We start from the raw sequence: 16108 nt of genomic DNA on the forward strand, positions 1-16108 counted from the left end.
CTAGCTCCTGCGAGAGGCACGGTTGACGGCCGATAGGACGGCCCGGAAGGAAGCGGTGACGGCGTCGGGGTGCACACCGGCACCCCAGCTGGAGCGGCCGGCGACGGAGCACTCGGCGTAGCAGACCGTGGGAGTGCCGGTGGTGGCCGGCTCGGTGGTAGTGGTGGGTTGGGCCCGATCCATGGGGCCGGTCAGGGTTCCCGGCGCGATGGCGGCGTTGGGGGTGGGTGGTGGGGTCGCGCGGGGTGTTGTGTTGTCGGGGGGCGGTGTGCTTGGGCGGGATGGTTCTCCGCTCTGGTGGGGCGTTGGGATCCCGAGCGGGTGCGTGGTGTGATCGAGCACCCGGACGTCAAGGCCGAGTTCGCTCAGCGCGTCCACCAGGGCGGAAAGCGGCCCGGGGCCCCGCCCTTGGGCGTGATGGATCGTTTCGCCTCTGCGGAGCTCCACGGCGAGCGGGACCGCACCGCCCCAGCTCGGTGGCGGGCGATGGTTGAGCAGGGACACCGTGCCGTCGTCGGGGGTGGGGTGCTGGCTGCCGGCGGCGATCGGCGCCGGGTCGCCGGCGTCGAGATACTCCCGCTCGAAGACGGCGAGCATCTCGGTGGGCGTCACCTCACCGCCCCTACGGTCGGTGCGCTCCTGGATGACCGACGCGAAGGCGATCTGTAGTCGCCTCGGCAGCTCAAAGCCGTGCCAACGGCTCATCACATGGGCCACTCCGCCCTTCCCTGACTGGGAGTTGACCCGAATGACCGCGTGGTAGCCGCGCCCCAGGTCACGGGGGTCAACGGGGAGGTAGGGAACCTCCCAGGGGAGTTGTGCCACGGGGGTGTTCCGGGTGGCCGCGGTGGCCTCCAGCGCGGTGAGTCCCTTGCGGATGGCGTCCTGGTGGGAGCCGCTGAAGGCGGTGTGGACGAGGTCACCCCCGTAGGGATGCCGGGGGTGCACGGGCAGCTGGTTGCAGTGCTCCACGGTGCTGCGGATCTCATCGAGGCCGCTGAAGTCGAGCTGGGGGTCGATCCCCTGGGAGAAGAGGTTCAGACCGAGCGTGACCAGGCAGACATTGCCGGTGCGCTCACCGTTGCCGAAGAGGCAGCCCTCGACCCGGTCGGCCCCCGCCATCAGACCCAACTCGGCCGCGGCGACGGCCGTGCCGCGGTCGTTGTGTGGATGGACGCTGAGCACCAGCGCATTGCGACGCGGCAGATTGCGGTGCATCCACTCGATCTGGTCGGCGTAGACGTTGGGGGTGGACATCTCCACCGTGGCGGGCAGATTGATGATCGCCTGGTGGTCGGGGGTGGGCTGCCACACCTCGCACACGGCCTCACAGACCTCGGCCGCGTACGGCAGTTCGGTTCCGGAGAACGATTCCGGCGAGTACTCGAAGAAGATGTCCGCACCGGAGTGCTCGGCGAGTTTCAGACAGAGCTCAGCACCGCTGACGGCGAGCGCCTTGACGCCGGCCCGGCTCTCCTTGAACACCACTCGGCGCTGGAGGGGGCTGGTGGAGTTGTAGAGATGGACGATCGCACGCCGGGCGCCCCGGATCGCTTCAAAGGTTCGCTCGATCAACTCCGCACGGCACTGGGTGAGCACCGCGAGGGTGACGTCCGATGGGATCGCGTCCTCTTCGATCAGTTCACGGACGAAGGTGAAGTCCGCGCCGGAAGCCGAGGGGAAACCGACCTCGATCTCCTTGAAGCCCATGCCGACGACCAGGTCGAACATCCGTCGCTTGCGCTCAGGGTCCATGGGGTCGACAAGTGCCTGATTGCCGTCGCGCAGATCCACCGAGCACCAGCGAGGCGCGTTGGTAAGTGTCTTCGCCGGCCAGTCCCGTCTTGGACTATGAATGGCGCCGAAGGGACGATAACGCCCATACGGCATACGCGATGATAACTGTCGGTTCTTCATCACCAACCCCCGTCGGCTTCTTGCGGTTTTACTGTGGAACCATCGCCGCCAATCAATTCCCATAATCGACCGACAGCCCGCCTTGTCATATATTCAGACAGGGCGCAGTGTGTCCGCCACAACCCCCGAGCGAACCACTTCCCGACCTCTCGAAATGATCTACTACTGTTGATCCAACTCCGAGTTCCAGGTAAAGCGAATATAAAACAGGGCCACCATGAGCTGTCAAGGCTCTTTCGGACTTCCGTTAATACCGGACCGCCCAACACGACTCTGACCTGCTAGTTCATATGCAAGACACATGCGAAAGAAAGATCAATCCCTTTTCTTTCCTGGGTTTCTGGATCGGTATCGGCAATTCCACATCCCACAAGATAGCTATCGTTGACAGTCATCTAGCACTGCTTTACCTTGATGGCCTACCGCGATCACAAAAAGTAATCCAGAACCAAGGAAGCCATTCGGGGAGGCATCCAGTGATCCATGAACCAATTCTCAGCGTCGACGCAGTATCACCACCCGCCGCATTCAGTCCCGCTTCGGACGTTGCCGCTCTGGGCGCATTCCTAGAAATCGGCGACCGGCTTGGGGTACTGCCGTATCTCCAGCGGGGTGACACGGTGACGGCGGAACAGCTCGCCGCCGACGTCGACCTGCCCGTCAAGGCGGTGGCAGATCTCCTGGAGGCGTACCAGGCCGCCGCGATCGTCGAGCGCGATCACGGCACGGAGGGCGGCTTCCGGGCCGTGCCGGAACTGGAGTGGCTGTGCTACCAGGCCGGCTATGTCTCCTGGGCACTCAACGCGAACCGGCCGTTCGTGGAGAACCCCCGGGAGTTTCTGAAGGACGCTCCGGCAGCCCGGCGCATCCACCACCGCGATATGCGCGAGGTGGCCGTCAGCTCGCAGTGGATGGGGTCCAAGGCCTTCTATCCGGCCTTGCTCGCCACCATCTTCGACGCCCGCCCGAGCAGGATCGTGGACCTCGGGGCAGGCACCGGACGGCTGGTCATCGAAGTGCTCCAAGCCTTCCCGGAAGCCACCGGCGTGGCACTGGACATGGCGCATGACGCCTGCGCTGCGGCAGTGGAGGCAGCGAAGTTCGCCGGTGTGGAAGACCGGATGACGGTGGTCGAGGCACCGATCCAATCGCTCGCCGATGACCCGTCCGTACTCCAGGGCGCCCAGGCGATCACCGCGGGGTTCGTCTTCCACGACATGATGCCCGAGGAGGAGGAGATCGCTGACCGAATCCTCCGCAACTCCCGGGCTGCGCTGGGCGCCGATGGGTTCCTCGCCGTCACTGAGGCCGTGCCCTACGCGGCGATGGGCTGGGAGCGGCGGTTCAGCGCCCTGGTCACGTACATGCATCAGCAGTTCATGGGGCGCGGGCTGCTCACCGAATCGCAGTGGCGGGACAAGTTCCAGGCGGCCGGGTTCTCGGATGTCGTCTGCATCCGGCAGCCCTTCCCGACCGGGCGGCTCTTCGTGGCGCGTGCGTGAACTCCATGGCTGCCCCTAGGGGCGGAGCCTCACGCACACCACACCCAGGCTCCGGGTCGTGAGGGGTGGCTGCGACGCCTCACGACCCGGTTCGCCACCGTCAGCGGACCGGGCCCTATCACAACAGCACTCGTGAGGGCGCGAGAGCTGTTGCCAGACGTGTGCCGGTGCCACTGCGAGTGCGAGTGCGAGTGCGAGACGGTGTGCCGGGGTCGGGGTCAGTGCCGGGGTCGGGGTCGGGGTCGGTGTCAGGATCGGGGTCGAGGTCGGGGTCGGGCGGTGTGCCGGTGGCAGCCGTCACCGCGCGTGGAACGCACCACCCCGCGCAGAGGGGCCACGAGCCGCGGACTGCGAGCCGCGGCTGGTAAGCCGCAGCTCACAGACCTCTGCTCGCAGTTCACAGGCCTCAGATCGATGGAGGCGGGGCACGCGCTCCCGCCGTGGGAGGGGCAGCAGATGAAGATGGAACGCGACCAGTTCGCCCGACTCCTGGCGACCGGACGCATCCTCAATCCCTACACCGAGGCACAACTCACCCAGCTCGGCGAAGTCTGCCGGCTACGGGAGGGCCAACGCCAGTACGACCTGGCCTGCGGCCGCGGGGAGATGCTGACCCGCTGGTCCAAGCGCTTCGGCATCGGCGGCGTCGGTGTGGACAACAACGACGGGTTCATCGTCGACGCTCAGGCGCGGGCAGCCGAGCTGGGCGTAGCGGAACGGGTGCGATTCACCGTCGGGGACACCACATCCGTACCCGCCGGGGCCGAGTATGACGTGGTCTTCGTGCGTCGGAGCCAGCTGGATCGCCGGGGGCATCGGCGGGATGGTGAAGACCCTGCGTCCGGCGCTGCGGCCACGGGGGCTCATGCTGCTCGGTGAACCGTTCTGGAAGGAGCAGCCGCCGCCGGAAGCCTATGAGGCCCTTGGTTGTGAGCCCGGGGAGTTCACCTCGCTGGTCGGCACGATGGACCGTTTCGAGGCAGCGGGGATGCAGTTGGTGGAGATGGTCATCGCCGATGAGAACAGCTGGGACCGGTACATCGGAGCGCAGTGGTGGACGCTCGCCGAATGGCTGGAGACTCACCCCGGTGACGAGGACGCACCGCTCGTACGGCACTTCCTCGACCATGCCCGGCGAGGGCATCTGGAGTACGGCAGACGCTGTCTGGGGTGGGGGCTGTTCGTGTTGCGCCCGGCATAGCGGTTGATCGAACAGGAGCCGTCCCACTTCGGACGGTGCGGGGGTTGCCTGACCAGGGGGCTGTCCCGCTTAGTTCGGTGCGAGGGGTCTTCGCCTGGGAGGTATCGCCGCTTGGGAGTGCGGGGCGTTGCGCCCGGCAGTGGACCCCGACGCCCGCTCAATGGCCCGTTGGGTGAGTCGGCAGACCCACCGATATCTGTAGGCCGCCGTCCGCGCGGGATCGGGCGTTGATCCAGCCGCGGTGGGTCGAGGTGATGGCGGAGACGATCGCAAGGCCCAGGCCGACGCCCTTGGTGGACTTCCGATCCGACCTCATGGGCACGGCGCTCGCCTGGCCGGCCGGCGTCCTGACCGGGCCGGGGCGGTTCTCCTCATGCCGACGGAACGGTTCGAAGAGCGTGCCCACCACCGCGGGTGGCACATAGGGCCCGCTGTTGGTGACCTCCAACATGGCGTATCCCTGGTGGGTTCCCGTCCGTATGTGTACCCAGCCACCGGGGACATTGTTCGTGACGGCGTTCTCCACCAGATTGGCGGCCAGCCGTTCCAGCAGCGGCTGATCCCCCAGGGTGCGACCGGGCCGTAGCTCTCTGGTGATCCGTACCCCCTCGCCGTCGGGTCCGATGTCATCGATCACCGCGGCGGCCACCGTCGCAAGGTCCACGGCAGCCGGCTGCACGATGCCCTCCTGGCTGCGGGCCAGCAACAACAGGCTGTCGATCAACCGTTCATGGCGTTCGGTCGCCTTGATGACCTTCGTGGCCATCCGACGGAGGGACTCCACCGAGGGGTTCGGGTCGGCGAGGGCGACCTCGACCGCCGAACGCTGCACGGTCAGCGGGGTGCGCAGCTCATGCGAGGCGGTGGCGGCGAATCGACGCTGGAAGGCGAAGCCGGCGTCCAGTCGGGCGAGCATCGCGTTCATGGTGTCGGCCAACTCACGGAACTCGTCGTCCGGGCGGTGCAGTTCGATCCGCTCGTGCAGATTGTCCGGCGAGAGCCCATGGGCGGCGTCAATGACCTGGCGCAGTGGGCGCAGTACGCGGCCCGCCATCAGCCAGCCCAGGACCACCGCGATCACCGTGGTGAGGGTCAGTGCGACCGCGGACTGCGCCAGGAGTTCACCGAGCGCGGCCGACCGCTGCTCGGTGGCCTCCTGGTCGAGGGTCTGGCGGAACGACTCGGGCAGTTCGAGCCGTAGCCCGCCGTACTCCACCGGGCCACCTCCCAGGAGCGAGCGCTGCGGCAGGGCCCTGGCGACGAGAAGGTAGGTGATGGTGAGGAGGGCGCCGCCGGCGAGGAGGAACAGACCGCTGTAGAGGGCGGTCAGCCGCAGCCGAAGGCTCATCAGATCACCTCGGCCATGCGGTATCCGGCGCCGGTGACGGTCTCGATCAGCTGCGGTGAGCCGAGTTTGCGGCGGAGCCTGACCATGGTGACCCGGACGGTGTTGGTGAAGGGATCGGCATGGGCGTCCCATGCCTGTTCCAGTAGGTCGCCATTGCTGACGACGGCGCCCCGCGCGGAAAGCAGCGTCTCCAGGATCGCGAACTCCTTCGGGGTGAGAAATACGCGCTGCCCGGCGCGCTCGACGATCCGCCGGGCGGGGTCGAGAGTGAGATCCGCGTGGGTGAGTAGGGGCGGTATCGGTGGCTGGGCACGGCGGGCCAGCGCCCTGATGCGTGCGACCAGTTCAGCGAATGCAAAGGGCTTGGTCAGATAGTCGTCCGCACCCAATGTCAATCCAGAGACCCGATCATGTGTACTCCCCGACGCGGTGAGCATCAGAATGCGCGTCTGAGACCCGGCGGCGACCAGATCGCGGCAGATGTCATCGCCGTGGACGAGCGGAAGATAGCGGTCCAGGATCAGCACTTTGTAGGCGTTGATGGCGAGCAGTTCCAAGGCGGCTGCCCCGTCGAGGGCCACGTCAACGGCCATTCCCTCACGTCGCAGCCCCTCGGACAGGATTTCGACGAGGTCCTCTTCGTCCTCGGCGATCAGGACCCGCATAGTCCGTCTCTCCTTCGACATGCGCGTACCGCATTACAGCGGCATAACACGAGCGGTAGCGGTGGCGTTAACACCCTTCAGCTATGAATGAGTTGCCACCGAAACAATGGGAGTGGATCAAAACATGACACTACCACTCGAACCATCTCGACATAGGTCGTCGTCCGTCTGGAAATGGATGGGCTTCTTTCTGATCTTTGGGGTATTGATCGCCGCCGCATTGATCTATGACAAGGATGTGAACTCGAAGAACACTTCCCAATCCGTCTCCACACAGTCGTCGTCGGTGTTACCGGAGAGCCCGTATGAGTTGGCCGAACGCGATGCGCTGTCCAATCTCGCGGGGCTGTCGGATCGCGCCAGGGCGGACAAGTCGGCACCGGGCATTCACGGTGAGGTGTCGCTGCCGGCCGCGGGCGGTGGCTCAGAGGTACTGGCCTGGCAGTTGGGCAAGGTCACCGCGGCGTCCGCGGGGAAGGTCACCGTGCGCAGCGGGGACGGGACCACCTGGACCTGGCAGCTGACCAAGGACACCGACCGGACCGAGAAGGCCACGCCCAGGAAGGGCGATGAGGTCTATGTCCTGGGCTCGCGCAAGGGCGACACCCGGACCGCGGGGCATCTGGTCAACGCGGATGTGGACGCCGTCGAGGACGGCGAACCACTGCTCGAACTCCCCGACGGCTGCGCGAAGGAGAAGAAGGGCGACCGGCTCACGGTGACCTGCGGATCGACCGAGGACCGCAAGGACAAGAAGGACGGCAAGAAGCAGGACGGCAAGCCGAAGACCGGCGAGCAGCAGGGCCTCGAAGGGGCGAGTGTGCCTCTTTGACCTCCGCCGCGCGGCCGGCGGGTCAGGGATTCCCGTCACGGCGATCTGACCGTCCCGACGGGTTCCCGCAGACCGTCCCGACGGGTTCCCGCCCAGCGGGTCCGCTCCGGAACTGCCCCTTTACGGGGCTTCCGTGGGCGGATCCGCTTCCGCGAGGAGGACGCGGGGGAGGGGGCTGTCTCGCTGGGGCGCCCGGAGGCAGGCTCGCGGGCCTTCATCGCGGACACAGCGGCGCGGTCCGGAGCCAGGTGCCCAGCCCCGCGCCCCGGGCGGACCCGGCACCGGCCGGTTGGCGCCAGTCAGGCACGAGGGTGGAGATCAAGGGGCAACCGCCCGCACCGCGACCCCGATGCGTGGCCGAAACACACAGAGCGACTCGGCAGGGAGCGACTCGGCAGGGAGAGCGCACATCCGTCCGGCGTCCCAGCGCCCTGCGAACCCCGCCCGCGCTCGGTCACTCAGGCCTCTGCGAGAACGGCAGAGGGGCACTCGGGCCCCGCCGTGGTGAGGAGCCTCCCCGCTCCGGCTCCTGCCGTCGGCGGCAACCCCCCGCCGCCCTGACCAGTGAATTCCCAGCGCACCCGGCCGGTACCGCACTCACCCAACCAGCCTGCTCCGCACGCGTGTTGCAGCGCCTCCCGCAGGTCCCCCTACACTCCACCCCATCGGGTGGATTATCGGAGGAACCTTGTGAAAGACCAGGAGCAGGCCGTGGACGGGGTGAACACCGGGCAGGCGCACTCCGCCCGGGTCTACGACTACATCATCGGGGGCAAGGACCACTACCAGGTGGATGTCGAGGCGGGCGACGCCATGTGCAGGGAGTGGCCGGCGCTTCCCGTACACATGCGGGCCAACCGTGCGTTCATGCATCGGGCCGGCCGCTACCTCGCGCGGGAGGCGGGCATCCGGCAGTTCCTTGACATCGGCACCGGGCTGCCGACCTCACCCAATCTGCATGAGGTGGTCCAGGACGAACGCCCGGACTCGGCGATCATCTACGTCGACAACGACCCGATCGTCCTGGCCCATGCGGAGGCTCTGCTCACCAGCTCACCCGACGGTCACACCGCGTACGTCAACGCGGATATGCGCGACCCCGACGCGATCATCGACTCCCCGGCGTTCCAGGAGCTGCTGGATCTGGACAAGCCCGTGGGTCTCATGGTGATCGGCATCCTGCACTTCATCCTGCCGCCCGAGGACCACACCCTGGTCCAACAGCTGTTGGACCCGCTGCCGTCCGGCAGCTATCTGGCCATGTCCATCGGAACGGCCGACTTCGCCCCGGCCGAGGTCGGGCGGGTGGCGTCCGAGTACGAGCGTCGGGGGATGCCGATGTGTCTGCGTACCCGGGAACAGGCCGAGGCGTTCTTCGACGGTCTGGAGCTGGTTGAGCCCGGCCTTCAGCAAGTGCACAAGTGGCGCCCCACAGCGGACCAACCGCCCCTCGATGACCGCGATATCGCGATGTACGGGGCCGTGGCGCTCAAGCGCTAGGCCCCTCGGGGCCAGGCCTGGGAACCCCCTCGTCCCGGATCGGCCCGCGGCCGGGTATCCCGATCAGCCCACGGCCGGGGTCGTCCGGGTCGCCCTTGCGAGGCGGCTCGCCGAGGGTGCCGCCCGGGCCGCGGGGGCCAGGGGAAGTGCCGTAGCCGTAGCTGTCGCCGCACGTTTGCCGGGGATCGCGGAGCAGCCCTCAGGAAGCACGCTTCCGCGCCGCGGACTTCTTGGCCGTGGCCTTCGCGGCGGTCTTCTTCGCGGCCGCCTTCTTCTTCCCGGCGCTCGCCGTCCCGGCGGCCTTCTTCGCCGGTTCCCGCGCTGATGCGGACTTCTTGGCCGCGGTCTTCTTCGGCGAGGCCTTCTTCCGGCCCTTGAGCGAGGTCACCTCGGCCACCGATGAATCCGCCTGGGCCGCTTCCCTGCCCTCACCACCCTCGCCACGGGCCTTCTTCGCCGCCTTGACACTGCCCTCCAGCGCGGCCATCAGGTCAATGACCTTTCCACCGCGTTCAGCGGGTGCGGCCTCGGGAAGCGCCCCACCGCCCTCCAGCTTCGCGGCGATCATCGACTCGACCGCGGTTCGGTAGTCGTCCTGGAGGGAGTCCATGTCCACCTCGCCCAGGGTGTCCATCAGCGCATCCGCAAGATCCAGTTCCGCGTCCCGGACCGACACCTCGGCCTCCGGGGCCACCCCCTCGGGCTGACGGATCTCATCCGGCCAGAGCAGTCCGTGCATGGCGATCACATCGTCGACGACCCGGAGCATCCCCAGCCGCTCCCGTCCGCGCAGTGCGAACTTGGCCAGGGCGACCTTCTGGCTCCGTTTGAGTGCCTCCCGAAGCAGGGTGTAGGGCTTGGCAGCCGGGACCCCGTTGGCGGAGAGGTAGTAGGCGGCGTCCATCTGCAGGGGATCGATCGACGCGGCGGGCACAAAGGCCACGATCTCGATCGTCTTGGCCGTGGGCAGGGGCAGGGCGGCCAGATCCTCATCCGTAATGGGAATGATTGAGCCATCCGCCTCCTCATATCCCTTGCCGATCTCCGCCGCCGTCACTTCCTTGTCTTCCAGCTCACAGACTTTGCGGTAGCGAATTCTCCCGCCGTCCGCGGTGTGGATCTGCCGGAAGGAGATGGAGTGGTTCTCGGTGGCGTTCACCAGCTTGATCGGAATACTGACCAACCCAAAGGAGATCGCACCATTCCATATGGATCGCACGTTAGATCCCTTTCATCCGACTCAACCCTAGATGGGGCATTCATGCGATTCTCATCGTATGACGCCGATCACCGAGGTCGCTGGGCGGCGGCTGGCACTGAGCAACCTGGACAAGGTCATCCACCCCGCCACCGGGACCACCAAGGGCGAGATCCTGCACTACTACGCCATCACGGCCGAGGCGCTGCTCCCCCATGTCCGCAACCGGCCCGTCTCCTTCCTGCGCTACCCGGACGGGCCCGATGGACAACTGTTCTTCACCAAGAATCCGCCGCCCGGTACGCCATCGTGGGTACAGACCACCCCCGTGCCACGCACCGAGGACTCCCGAGCACGTCAGGTCGTCATCGCGGACCTCCCCTCACTCGTCTGGGCAGCGAACCTGGTCGTCGAGTTCCATGTGCCGCAGTGGACGGTGGACGGGCAGGCCATCGCCGACCGGATGGTCTTCGACCTCGACCCCGGCGCTCCGGCCACCGTCGAAGAGTGCTGCGAGGTGGCCCTCTGGCTGCGGGACCGGCTGGCGACCGATGGCCTTGAGGCATACGCCAAGACCTCCGGGTCCAAGGGCCTGCACATCCTGGTACCGCTGGCGCCGACCCCGTCGGCGCGGGTCTCCGCCTATGCGAAGGAACTGGCCAAGGAGGGTGAGGCGGCGCTGCCCCGGCTGGTGCTCCATCGGATGAACCGCAGCCTGCGCCCCGGCAAGGTCTTCGTCGACCACAGCCAGAACGCCGCCGCCAAGACCACCGCGGCCCCGTACACCCTGCGCGCGAGGTCCGAGCCCACCGTCTCGGCACCGCTCACCTGGGAAGAGGTGGAAGCCCGCCAGAACCTGGTCCTCCGCCTGGCGGACATCGCGCCCAGGCTCGATCGCCATGGAGATCTGTTGGCGCCCCTCACCGATCCGGACCGGGCGGGGCGGTTGCCCTAGTACGGCCACCGCCACCGCGGACGTTCGCTCCGCACCCGGGGCGCTCGCCATGCCGGGTTCGGGCGAACAGAGCCAGTCCCGGCGGTGAGCGCCTTCGTCCGGGGGCTGTCTCGGTGACGGCCGGGCCGTTCGGCGTGCCTCCCGCGGCTCCGACGGCCGGCCGGGCAGACCCTGACGGCATGGACGAGACCACACCGACCCCTGCCCTGCGACCACCCGTCGAGGTCATGCGCCCCAGGCCCGTCGATGACATCCCCGCGCAGGGCGGTACGCCGGGGGGTTTTCAGTACTCGCTCAAGCTCGACGGCTTCCGGGCGCTGGCCTTTGTGCTGGAGGGCGGTCGGGTCTTCCTCCAGTCGCGCTCACGGCGGGACCTGGCACGCGAGTTCCCCGAGATCGCCGATGAACTGGCCAGGCAGCTACCGCCCGGGGTCGTGCTCGACGGCGAACTGTGCGCTTACCGGGACGGCCGGTTGAGCTTCACCGATCTGCTGAAGTCCAGCGGTGATCGCAGACAGTCCGGGGTGCCCGTCTCCTACATCGCGTTCGACATCCTGGCGATCCCCGGCAGTGATGTCAGGGCCCAACCGCTCCGGGACCGTTGGGAACTGCTGGGATCGGTGCTGGCCGACGTCGTTCCACCGCTGCAACGGGTCCTGGCCACTCAGGACGAGGAGACCGCCCGCATCTGGTTCCGTGACCTGCGTGCGGTGGGTGTCGAGGGGATCGTGGCCAAGGCGCTGGGCTCCTCCTACCGGCCGGGCTCCACCTGGGCGTGGCGAAAGATCCGGCACGCCGATACCCGGGACGGCACTCTGCTCGGTGTCTTCGGCCGACCGGAAAGGCCCCAGGCGGTGCTGGTCGAACTACCCGACGGGCAGGTCGTCAAGACGTCTCCCCGGCTGACCGCCGCACAGTCCTTCCAGGTGGGCGAGTTGATCCGCGACCGGCTCGGGGATCTGGTGGACCATCCGGACCACGGCAGCCTGCGGCTGCTGGTCGAGCCCCTGCTGATCGAGGTGCGTCAGCCGTCGGGGCGCAGGGAGCCGACGGCCCGGTTCGTCCGGGTGCGGTCGGAAGGGTGAGAGCCCCCGGCGAATGACCGGTACCCCATACAGCGGTGAGCGGTGGGGCGGGGATCAACTCCTGAGCCAGGTGCGGCGATCGCGGGCCAGCGCGTAGAGGGCCTCGATATCGGCGGGCTTGTGCACTGTGCCGAGACCGCCGATGCGCGTCACCTCGCCCTCCCGCAGAATCCACACGTCGGTGGGCGCCCGTTGCACCGTCAGCCGCCCGGCCCCCACCACGACGAGCACCGGGCGTACCGCCGTCGCCAGGGCGAGGGAGGCCTGGTCGGCTCGGCGGCGGGTGAGCCGTAGCAGGGGTACCGACCCGCCGCGACCGGTGCGCACCTGCGGGTCCGCGATGTGCAGCCGTAGTCGGCGGGCGGGAAGGGTGTGCACGGCCAGTACTCCCCCGGGGCCGATCGCCAGATGGTCGACCCGGTCGCCGCCCGCCAGCGGCACCGCGTGCAGAATCCGCCAGCCGGTTTCCTCCAGGACGTCCAGCGCACTGCCCAGCGTCTGGTGGGCGGCCAACCGGGCCAAGGTGGCGCGGCGGGGGTTGCGGGCGAGGCGGCGGGTGGGGAGGGGGATGCGGTCCGCTTCGGCGTGGAGCGCCTCGCCGGGGCGGTTGGGTGCCAGATCGTCATCGGGGTGGAGGGCGAGCCTGGCCAGATCGGCCGAGGTGGGCACCGGCGGTGGGCCGATGGTCCAATCACCCGTGAGATAGGGGGCGAGCACCGTGAGCACGGCCTCCCGGTGGCCTTCGAAGACCAGGCTGATCCGCCCGCCGCCGCTTGCGGAAGCAACGGGCGAACAGTCGATACCGCCCCGGACGCTGCCATGTCCGGAACGGACTGGTTCTTCAGTTTGGTCGGGTTCCCTGAGCCGGCTCGCACCGCCAGACCCCATGGCCGGGACGCCGGGGTGGATCACCGGGTCCTCGGGGGCCCGCTCCAGGAGCGCGGGGAGCGGACAACTCTCGGCGCCATCGGGCCGATCAACCCGATCACCCCCACCGCCACCAGCGCCGACCTCGCTTCGGGCGCTGTCGTACCAGGCCACATGGCGACCGTTCGGCAAGCTGACGTAGAGCCGCTCGCGCCCCTCCCAGCGTGCCGGTGTGATCCGTAAAGACGTCATGTCGCCGCTCCAACCCGCGCCGCCCCGAACCGCTCCCTGCAAACCATGGGAACAGCCCCGGGGCCTTCTGGGCAATAACCCCTTGCGGCCAGAGGTGTGGTGCAGACTCTCCCCAAGCGCTCGGTTCCAGCGCATAGTTCTGCCGCGGAGTTGTGGCGCTCGGCTCTTGGGAGGGGGCAGGCGTGTTCGGGGGAATCGACGAGGTCGACTGGGCCGCACTGGAACATGCCTACGGTCCGGCGGACGATGTGCCCGATCTGTTGCACGGGTTGGCGTCCGATGACCCGGATGAGCGTGAGGCGGCGCTCGATGGAATGTACGGAGCGGTGCACCACCAGGGAGACGTCTACGACTCGACGCTCGCCTGTATACCGTTCCTGTTGGAACTGGTCAGCGATCCGGCCGTGCAGGATCGCGGTGGCATAGTGGAGTTGCTGACCAGCATCGGCGGCATCGATCTCGACGGCGACGACGAACTCGACCCGAACGACGCCGAGTTCGAGTACGCGGCGAACTACGCCATGGCGTCTTCGGCCGTGACCGCCAGCGCCGACGCCTTTCTCACGCTGATCGACTCCAGCGACCGCGGGGTACGGCTCACCGCGCCGCTCGCCCTCGCCACGCTCCACAGCGAACCGGAGTTGGTCCTCGGGCTGCTGCGGGAACGGCTCAAGATAGAGCAGGACCCGGAGGTGCGCTTCGCCTGTGTGGAGGCGGCGGGCCGGGTCGCCCTGCGGCACGCGTGGCTCGCCTCCGAGGTGGTGGAGTGGCTGATCGAACTGGCCGGACTGCCCGAGTGGGCACGCGACGCCTTACCGCCACCCGACGATGCCCGCCACGCCCTCGCTCCGCCGGCCGCGTCGGATCGTGTTCCCGCACCCCCGCGTGCCTACGACGCGGGCCTGCGGCTCTCGGCCCTCGCCCAGCTCGCCCGGTGTGCCCCCCAGGCCCTGCCAGCGGATGTGGTCGCGGGGGTGTCGGGCATGTTGCGCGAGCTACGGGCCGACCCGGTGGGCTCGACGGCGACCGATGGCCCGCTCTCCCCGCCGGCCCCGAGGGCCGCGCCCCCCACCCGGGTGGGGCAGCTGGCCGAACGGGGTGGCTCTGACGCGGGCCGGCATGCCCCCTGGACGGGCGATCTCCTGCGCACGCTCCACTCCGGTCTCGGCGATCGGGTGGCCGACCGTACGGCGCTCCTCGCTGACCAGCTGTGCAGCCCGGACTGGGGCCAGCGCATCGATGCCGTACGGATGAGCTGCGGGCTGCTGCGCACCTGGCGCGGGGAGTACGACGAGTTGGTGGCCCTGATCGGGGAGCAGCTGGCCGATCAGGAGCCCCGGCTCGCCAATGCCGCCGCGATCGCCCTGGGGGAGCTGTTCTCGCTCGCGGCACCCGCGTCGGACGCGCTGGCGGAGTTCGTGACGGCCGACCCGCGGCGCTGGGTGCAGGAATGGGCGACCGGTCCGCGCATGCTGGGCCATGCGCTGACGGCGTGGGCGCGGACGGGTGATCCGCGGGCGGTACCGGTCCTGGCACGGCTGCTGGAGCTGCCGGAGACCCCGCAGGACTTCGGTCAGGCGCTGGATCATCTGGGCGAGGCGGGGGCGGCGCTGACACCGGCGCTACGGGAGCGGCTGGCCGGACTGCAGTTGGATCACCGGCTGTTCGACCTGGCGGGGCCGGTGCTGTCGTCGGTGACCGCGCTGCGGGCCACCGAGACGTTGCCGGAGGTGCTGAGGGTGCTCAGGGGTGCGCCCGAGTACCGCAGGGAGTGGGTGATCGAGCTGGTGTTGCGGGCGTTGACGGCCTTCGGCCCGGCGGCTCGGGAGTCGATACCGGACCTACGGGTGCTGCTGGTGCGGGCGGTCGGTTCGCCGGCGATGTCGGGAGCGTTCGAGGCGAAGGCCGCCGGGGCGCTCTGGGCGGTGGAGGGGGACGCGTCGGTGGTGCTGCCGACGCTCCGGGCGGTCCTCACCGCGCGGGATTCCGGGGCCCGGCGCTCGGCTGCCTCGGTGCTCGGCGCCATGGGCCGGGCTGCCGAGGAGGCCGCTACGGAGCTCGGTGTGCTGCTGCGGGCGCCTGACCCCTGGACCCGGGTGGACGCGGCACTCGCGCTCTGGCGGGTGACGGACGATCCGGAAAGGGCGTGGCCGATGCTCAGGGGGGTGTGGGAGTCGATGCCGTTCGCCCGGGTGCCGATCGCCGAACGACTGGCGGAGCCGATCGGTGGGGCGCCGGTGGCGGCGGGCGCCCTCGGTGCGCAGGAGGTGCTGCGGAGTGAGTTGTCCCGGATTCGACGCCATAACGCCATAGACGGCGGGTACGGCAGCCATGACATCGTGAGGGACGAGAAGCTGCTGGCCCTGTGCCGGCAAGCGCTGAACAGGGAGAGACCAACCACATGATCATTTTCGGTACCAAGGGATACCTTCACCAGCTGGCGATACTGACCCTCGTCTGCGGGTCGTGCGGCAACCCGGCCGCGCACACACTCCGTAAGCGGGTCAACAAGTTCACGCTGTTCTTCGTTCCGCTGTTCCCGTTCTCGACGAAGTACTCGATGCAGTGCACGTTCTGCGGGGTGGAACAGCAGCTGTCGAAGGAGCAGGCCGATCAGCTGCTGGCCCAGGGCGACAACTGGACGCAGGGTGGGCACGGCGGGCAGTCGCAGGGCCTCCCGCAGGGGCAGTACGGGCAGCAGGGGCAGCAGGGGCAGAATCCCTACCAGCGCTGATTTCCCCCGGGAGCGGGCCATGGCCGCGGGGACACGGCACCGGGCGGGTCCC

Annotated in this window: 14 protein-coding genes; 9 read left to right on the plus strand and 5 right to left on the minus strand. The window is 68.5% G+C overall.

Going from position 1 to position 16108, the window contains the following annotated elements; genetic code table 11:
• Positions 1 to 1917, minus strand: coding sequence for a 2-isopropylmalate synthase (gene leuA / locus NBG84_RS06525; protein ID WP_250918317.1), 1917 nt, complete (start codon positions 1915 to 1917; stop codon positions 1 to 3).
• A gap of 476 nt (positions 1918 to 2393) precedes the next feature.
• On the opposite strand from leuA, the gene NBG84_RS41015 reads away from it, so the two are divergent.
• The 3 genes from NBG84_RS41015 (at position 2394) to NBG84_RS06540 (ending at position 4620) form a co-directional block, all read left to right on the plus strand.
• Complete coding sequence (locus NBG84_RS41015) at positions 2394 to 3419, plus strand: methyltransferase (protein WP_250918318.1); 1026 nt, start codon at positions 2394 to 2396, stop codon at positions 3417 to 3419.
• 456 nt (positions 3420 to 3875) lie between these two features.
• Positions 3876 to 4298, plus strand: a complete 423-nt coding sequence (locus NBG84_RS06535; protein WP_250918319.1) for an SAM-dependent methyltransferase — start codon at positions 3876 to 3878, stop codon at positions 4296 to 4298.
• On the plus strand, positions 4285 to 4620 hold the full coding sequence (locus NBG84_RS06540) for a hypothetical protein (protein WP_250918320.1): 336 nt from the start codon (positions 4285 to 4287) through the stop codon (positions 4618 to 4620). The genes NBG84_RS06535 and NBG84_RS06540 overlap by 14 nt, the downstream gene beginning before the upstream one ends.
• Before the next feature lie 157 nt (positions 4621 to 4777).
• Here NBG84_RS06540 and NBG84_RS06545 read toward each other — a convergent pair whose 3' ends face one another.
• Together NBG84_RS06545 and NBG84_RS06550 are read right to left on the minus strand one after the other, a co-directional pair.
• Entirely contained in the window at positions 4778 to 5968 is a 1191-nt protein-coding gene (locus tag NBG84_RS06545) for a sensor histidine kinase (RefSeq protein ID WP_250918321.1), read from the minus strand.
• A complete protein-coding gene (locus tag NBG84_RS06550; RefSeq protein WP_250918322.1) occupies positions 5968 to 6633 on the minus strand; it encodes a response regulator transcription factor in 666 nt (221 codons plus the stop codon). Before NBG84_RS06550 ends, NBG84_RS06545 begins: the two co-directional genes overlap by 1 nt.
• Positions 6634 to 6811: 178 nt before the next feature.
• Between NBG84_RS06550 and NBG84_RS06555 the strand changes: the two genes are divergently transcribed.
• Together NBG84_RS06555 and NBG84_RS06560 are read left to right on the plus strand one after the other, a co-directional pair.
• Positions 6812 to 7465, plus strand: a complete 654-nt coding sequence (locus NBG84_RS06555; protein WP_250918323.1) for a hypothetical protein — start codon at positions 6812 to 6814, stop codon at positions 7463 to 7465.
• A gap of 690 nt (positions 7466 to 8155) precedes the next feature.
• Positions 8156 to 8965: an SAM-dependent methyltransferase gene (locus tag NBG84_RS06560; RefSeq protein WP_250918324.1), complete on the plus strand. Its 810-nt coding sequence runs from the start codon at positions 8156 to 8158 to the stop codon at positions 8963 to 8965.
• A 199-nt stretch (positions 8966 to 9164) separates the two neighbouring features.
• Here the strand turns inward: NBG84_RS06560 and ku are convergent, their stop codons facing one another.
• Entirely contained in the window at positions 9165 to 10184 is a 1020-nt protein-coding gene (ku, locus tag NBG84_RS06565; RefSeq protein ID WP_250918325.1) for a non-homologous end joining protein Ku, read from the minus strand.
• Between the two features lie 58 nt (positions 10185 to 10242).
• Between ku and ligD the strand changes: the two genes are divergently transcribed.
• Both ligD and NBG84_RS06575 read left to right on the plus strand, forming a co-directional pair.
• Positions 10243 to 11118: a non-homologous end-joining DNA ligase gene (gene ligD / locus NBG84_RS06570; protein ID WP_250918326.1), complete on the plus strand. Its 876-nt coding sequence runs from the start codon at positions 10243 to 10245 to the stop codon at positions 11116 to 11118.
• Positions 11119 to 11297: 179 nt separating this feature from the next.
• Positions 11298 to 12203: an ATP-dependent DNA ligase gene (locus NBG84_RS06575; RefSeq protein WP_250918327.1), complete on the plus strand. Its 906-nt coding sequence runs from the start codon at positions 11298 to 11300 to the stop codon at positions 12201 to 12203.
• A 54-nt stretch (positions 12204 to 12257) separates the two neighbouring features.
• Here NBG84_RS06575 and NBG84_RS06580 read toward each other — a convergent pair whose 3' ends face one another.
• Complete coding sequence (locus tag NBG84_RS06580; RefSeq protein WP_250918328.1) at positions 12258 to 13322, minus strand: nuclease-related domain-containing protein; 1065 nt, start codon at positions 13320 to 13322, stop codon at positions 12258 to 12260.
• 182 nt (positions 13323 to 13504) lie between these two features.
• Here NBG84_RS06580 and NBG84_RS06585 point away from each other — a divergent pair, with 182 nt between their 5' ends.
• Positions 13505 to 15727, plus strand: coding sequence for a PBS lyase (locus NBG84_RS06585; protein WP_250918329.1), 2223 nt, complete (start codon positions 13505 to 13507; stop codon positions 15725 to 15727).
• The gene (locus tag NBG84_RS06590; RefSeq protein WP_250918330.1) at positions 15724 to 16056 is read left to right on the plus strand and encodes a zinc-ribbon domain-containing protein; all 333 of its coding nucleotides are present in this window, start codon (positions 15724 to 15726) and stop codon (positions 16054 to 16056) included. Before NBG84_RS06585 ends, NBG84_RS06590 begins: the two co-directional genes overlap by 4 nt.
• Positions 16057 to 16108: the final 52 nt, after the last annotated feature.

The sequence above is a fragment of the Streptomyces albipurpureus genome (genome assembly GCF_023701525.1).
GTDB classification, from domain to species: domain Bacteria; phylum Actinomycetota; class Actinomycetes; order Streptomycetales; family Streptomycetaceae; genus Streptomyces; species Streptomyces albipurpureus.

Coding starts and splice junctions, on each gene's coding strand:
- NBG84_RS06590 (WP_250918330.1), top strand. CDS start 15,724: ATGATCATTTTCGGTACCAAGGGATACCTTCACCAGCTGGCGATACTG.
- NBG84_RS06555 (WP_250918323.1), top strand. CDS start 6,812: ATGGGCTTCTTTCTGATCTTTGGGGTATTGATCGCCGCCGCATTGATC.
- NBG84_RS06575 (WP_250918327.1), top strand. CDS start 11,298: ATGGACGAGACCACACCGACCCCTGCCCTGCGACCACCCGTCGAGGTC.
- NBG84_RS06540 (WP_250918320.1), top strand. CDS start 4,285: ATGCTGCTCGGTGAACCGTTCTGGAAGGAGCAGCCGCCGCCGGAAGCC.
- NBG84_RS06535 (WP_250918319.1), top strand. CDS start 3,876: ATGAAGATGGAACGCGACCAGTTCGCCCGACTCCTGGCGACCGGACGC.
- ligD (WP_250918326.1), top strand. CDS start 10,243: ATGACGCCGATCACCGAGGTCGCTGGGCGGCGGCTGGCACTGAGCAAC.
- NBG84_RS06550 (WP_250918322.1), bottom strand. CDS start 6,633: ATGCGGGTCCTGATCGCCGAGGACGAAGAGGACCTCGTCGAAATCCTG.
- NBG84_RS06545 (WP_250918321.1), bottom strand. CDS start 5,968: ATGAGCCTTCGGCTGCGGCTGACCGCCCTCTACAGCGGTCTGTTCCTC.
- leuA (WP_250918317.1), bottom strand. CDS start 1,917: ATGAAGAACCGACAGTTATCATCGCGTATGCCGTATGGGCGTTATCGT.
- NBG84_RS06580 (WP_250918328.1), bottom strand. CDS start 13,322: ATGACGTCTTTACGGATCACACCGGCACGCTGGGAGGGGCGCGAGCGG.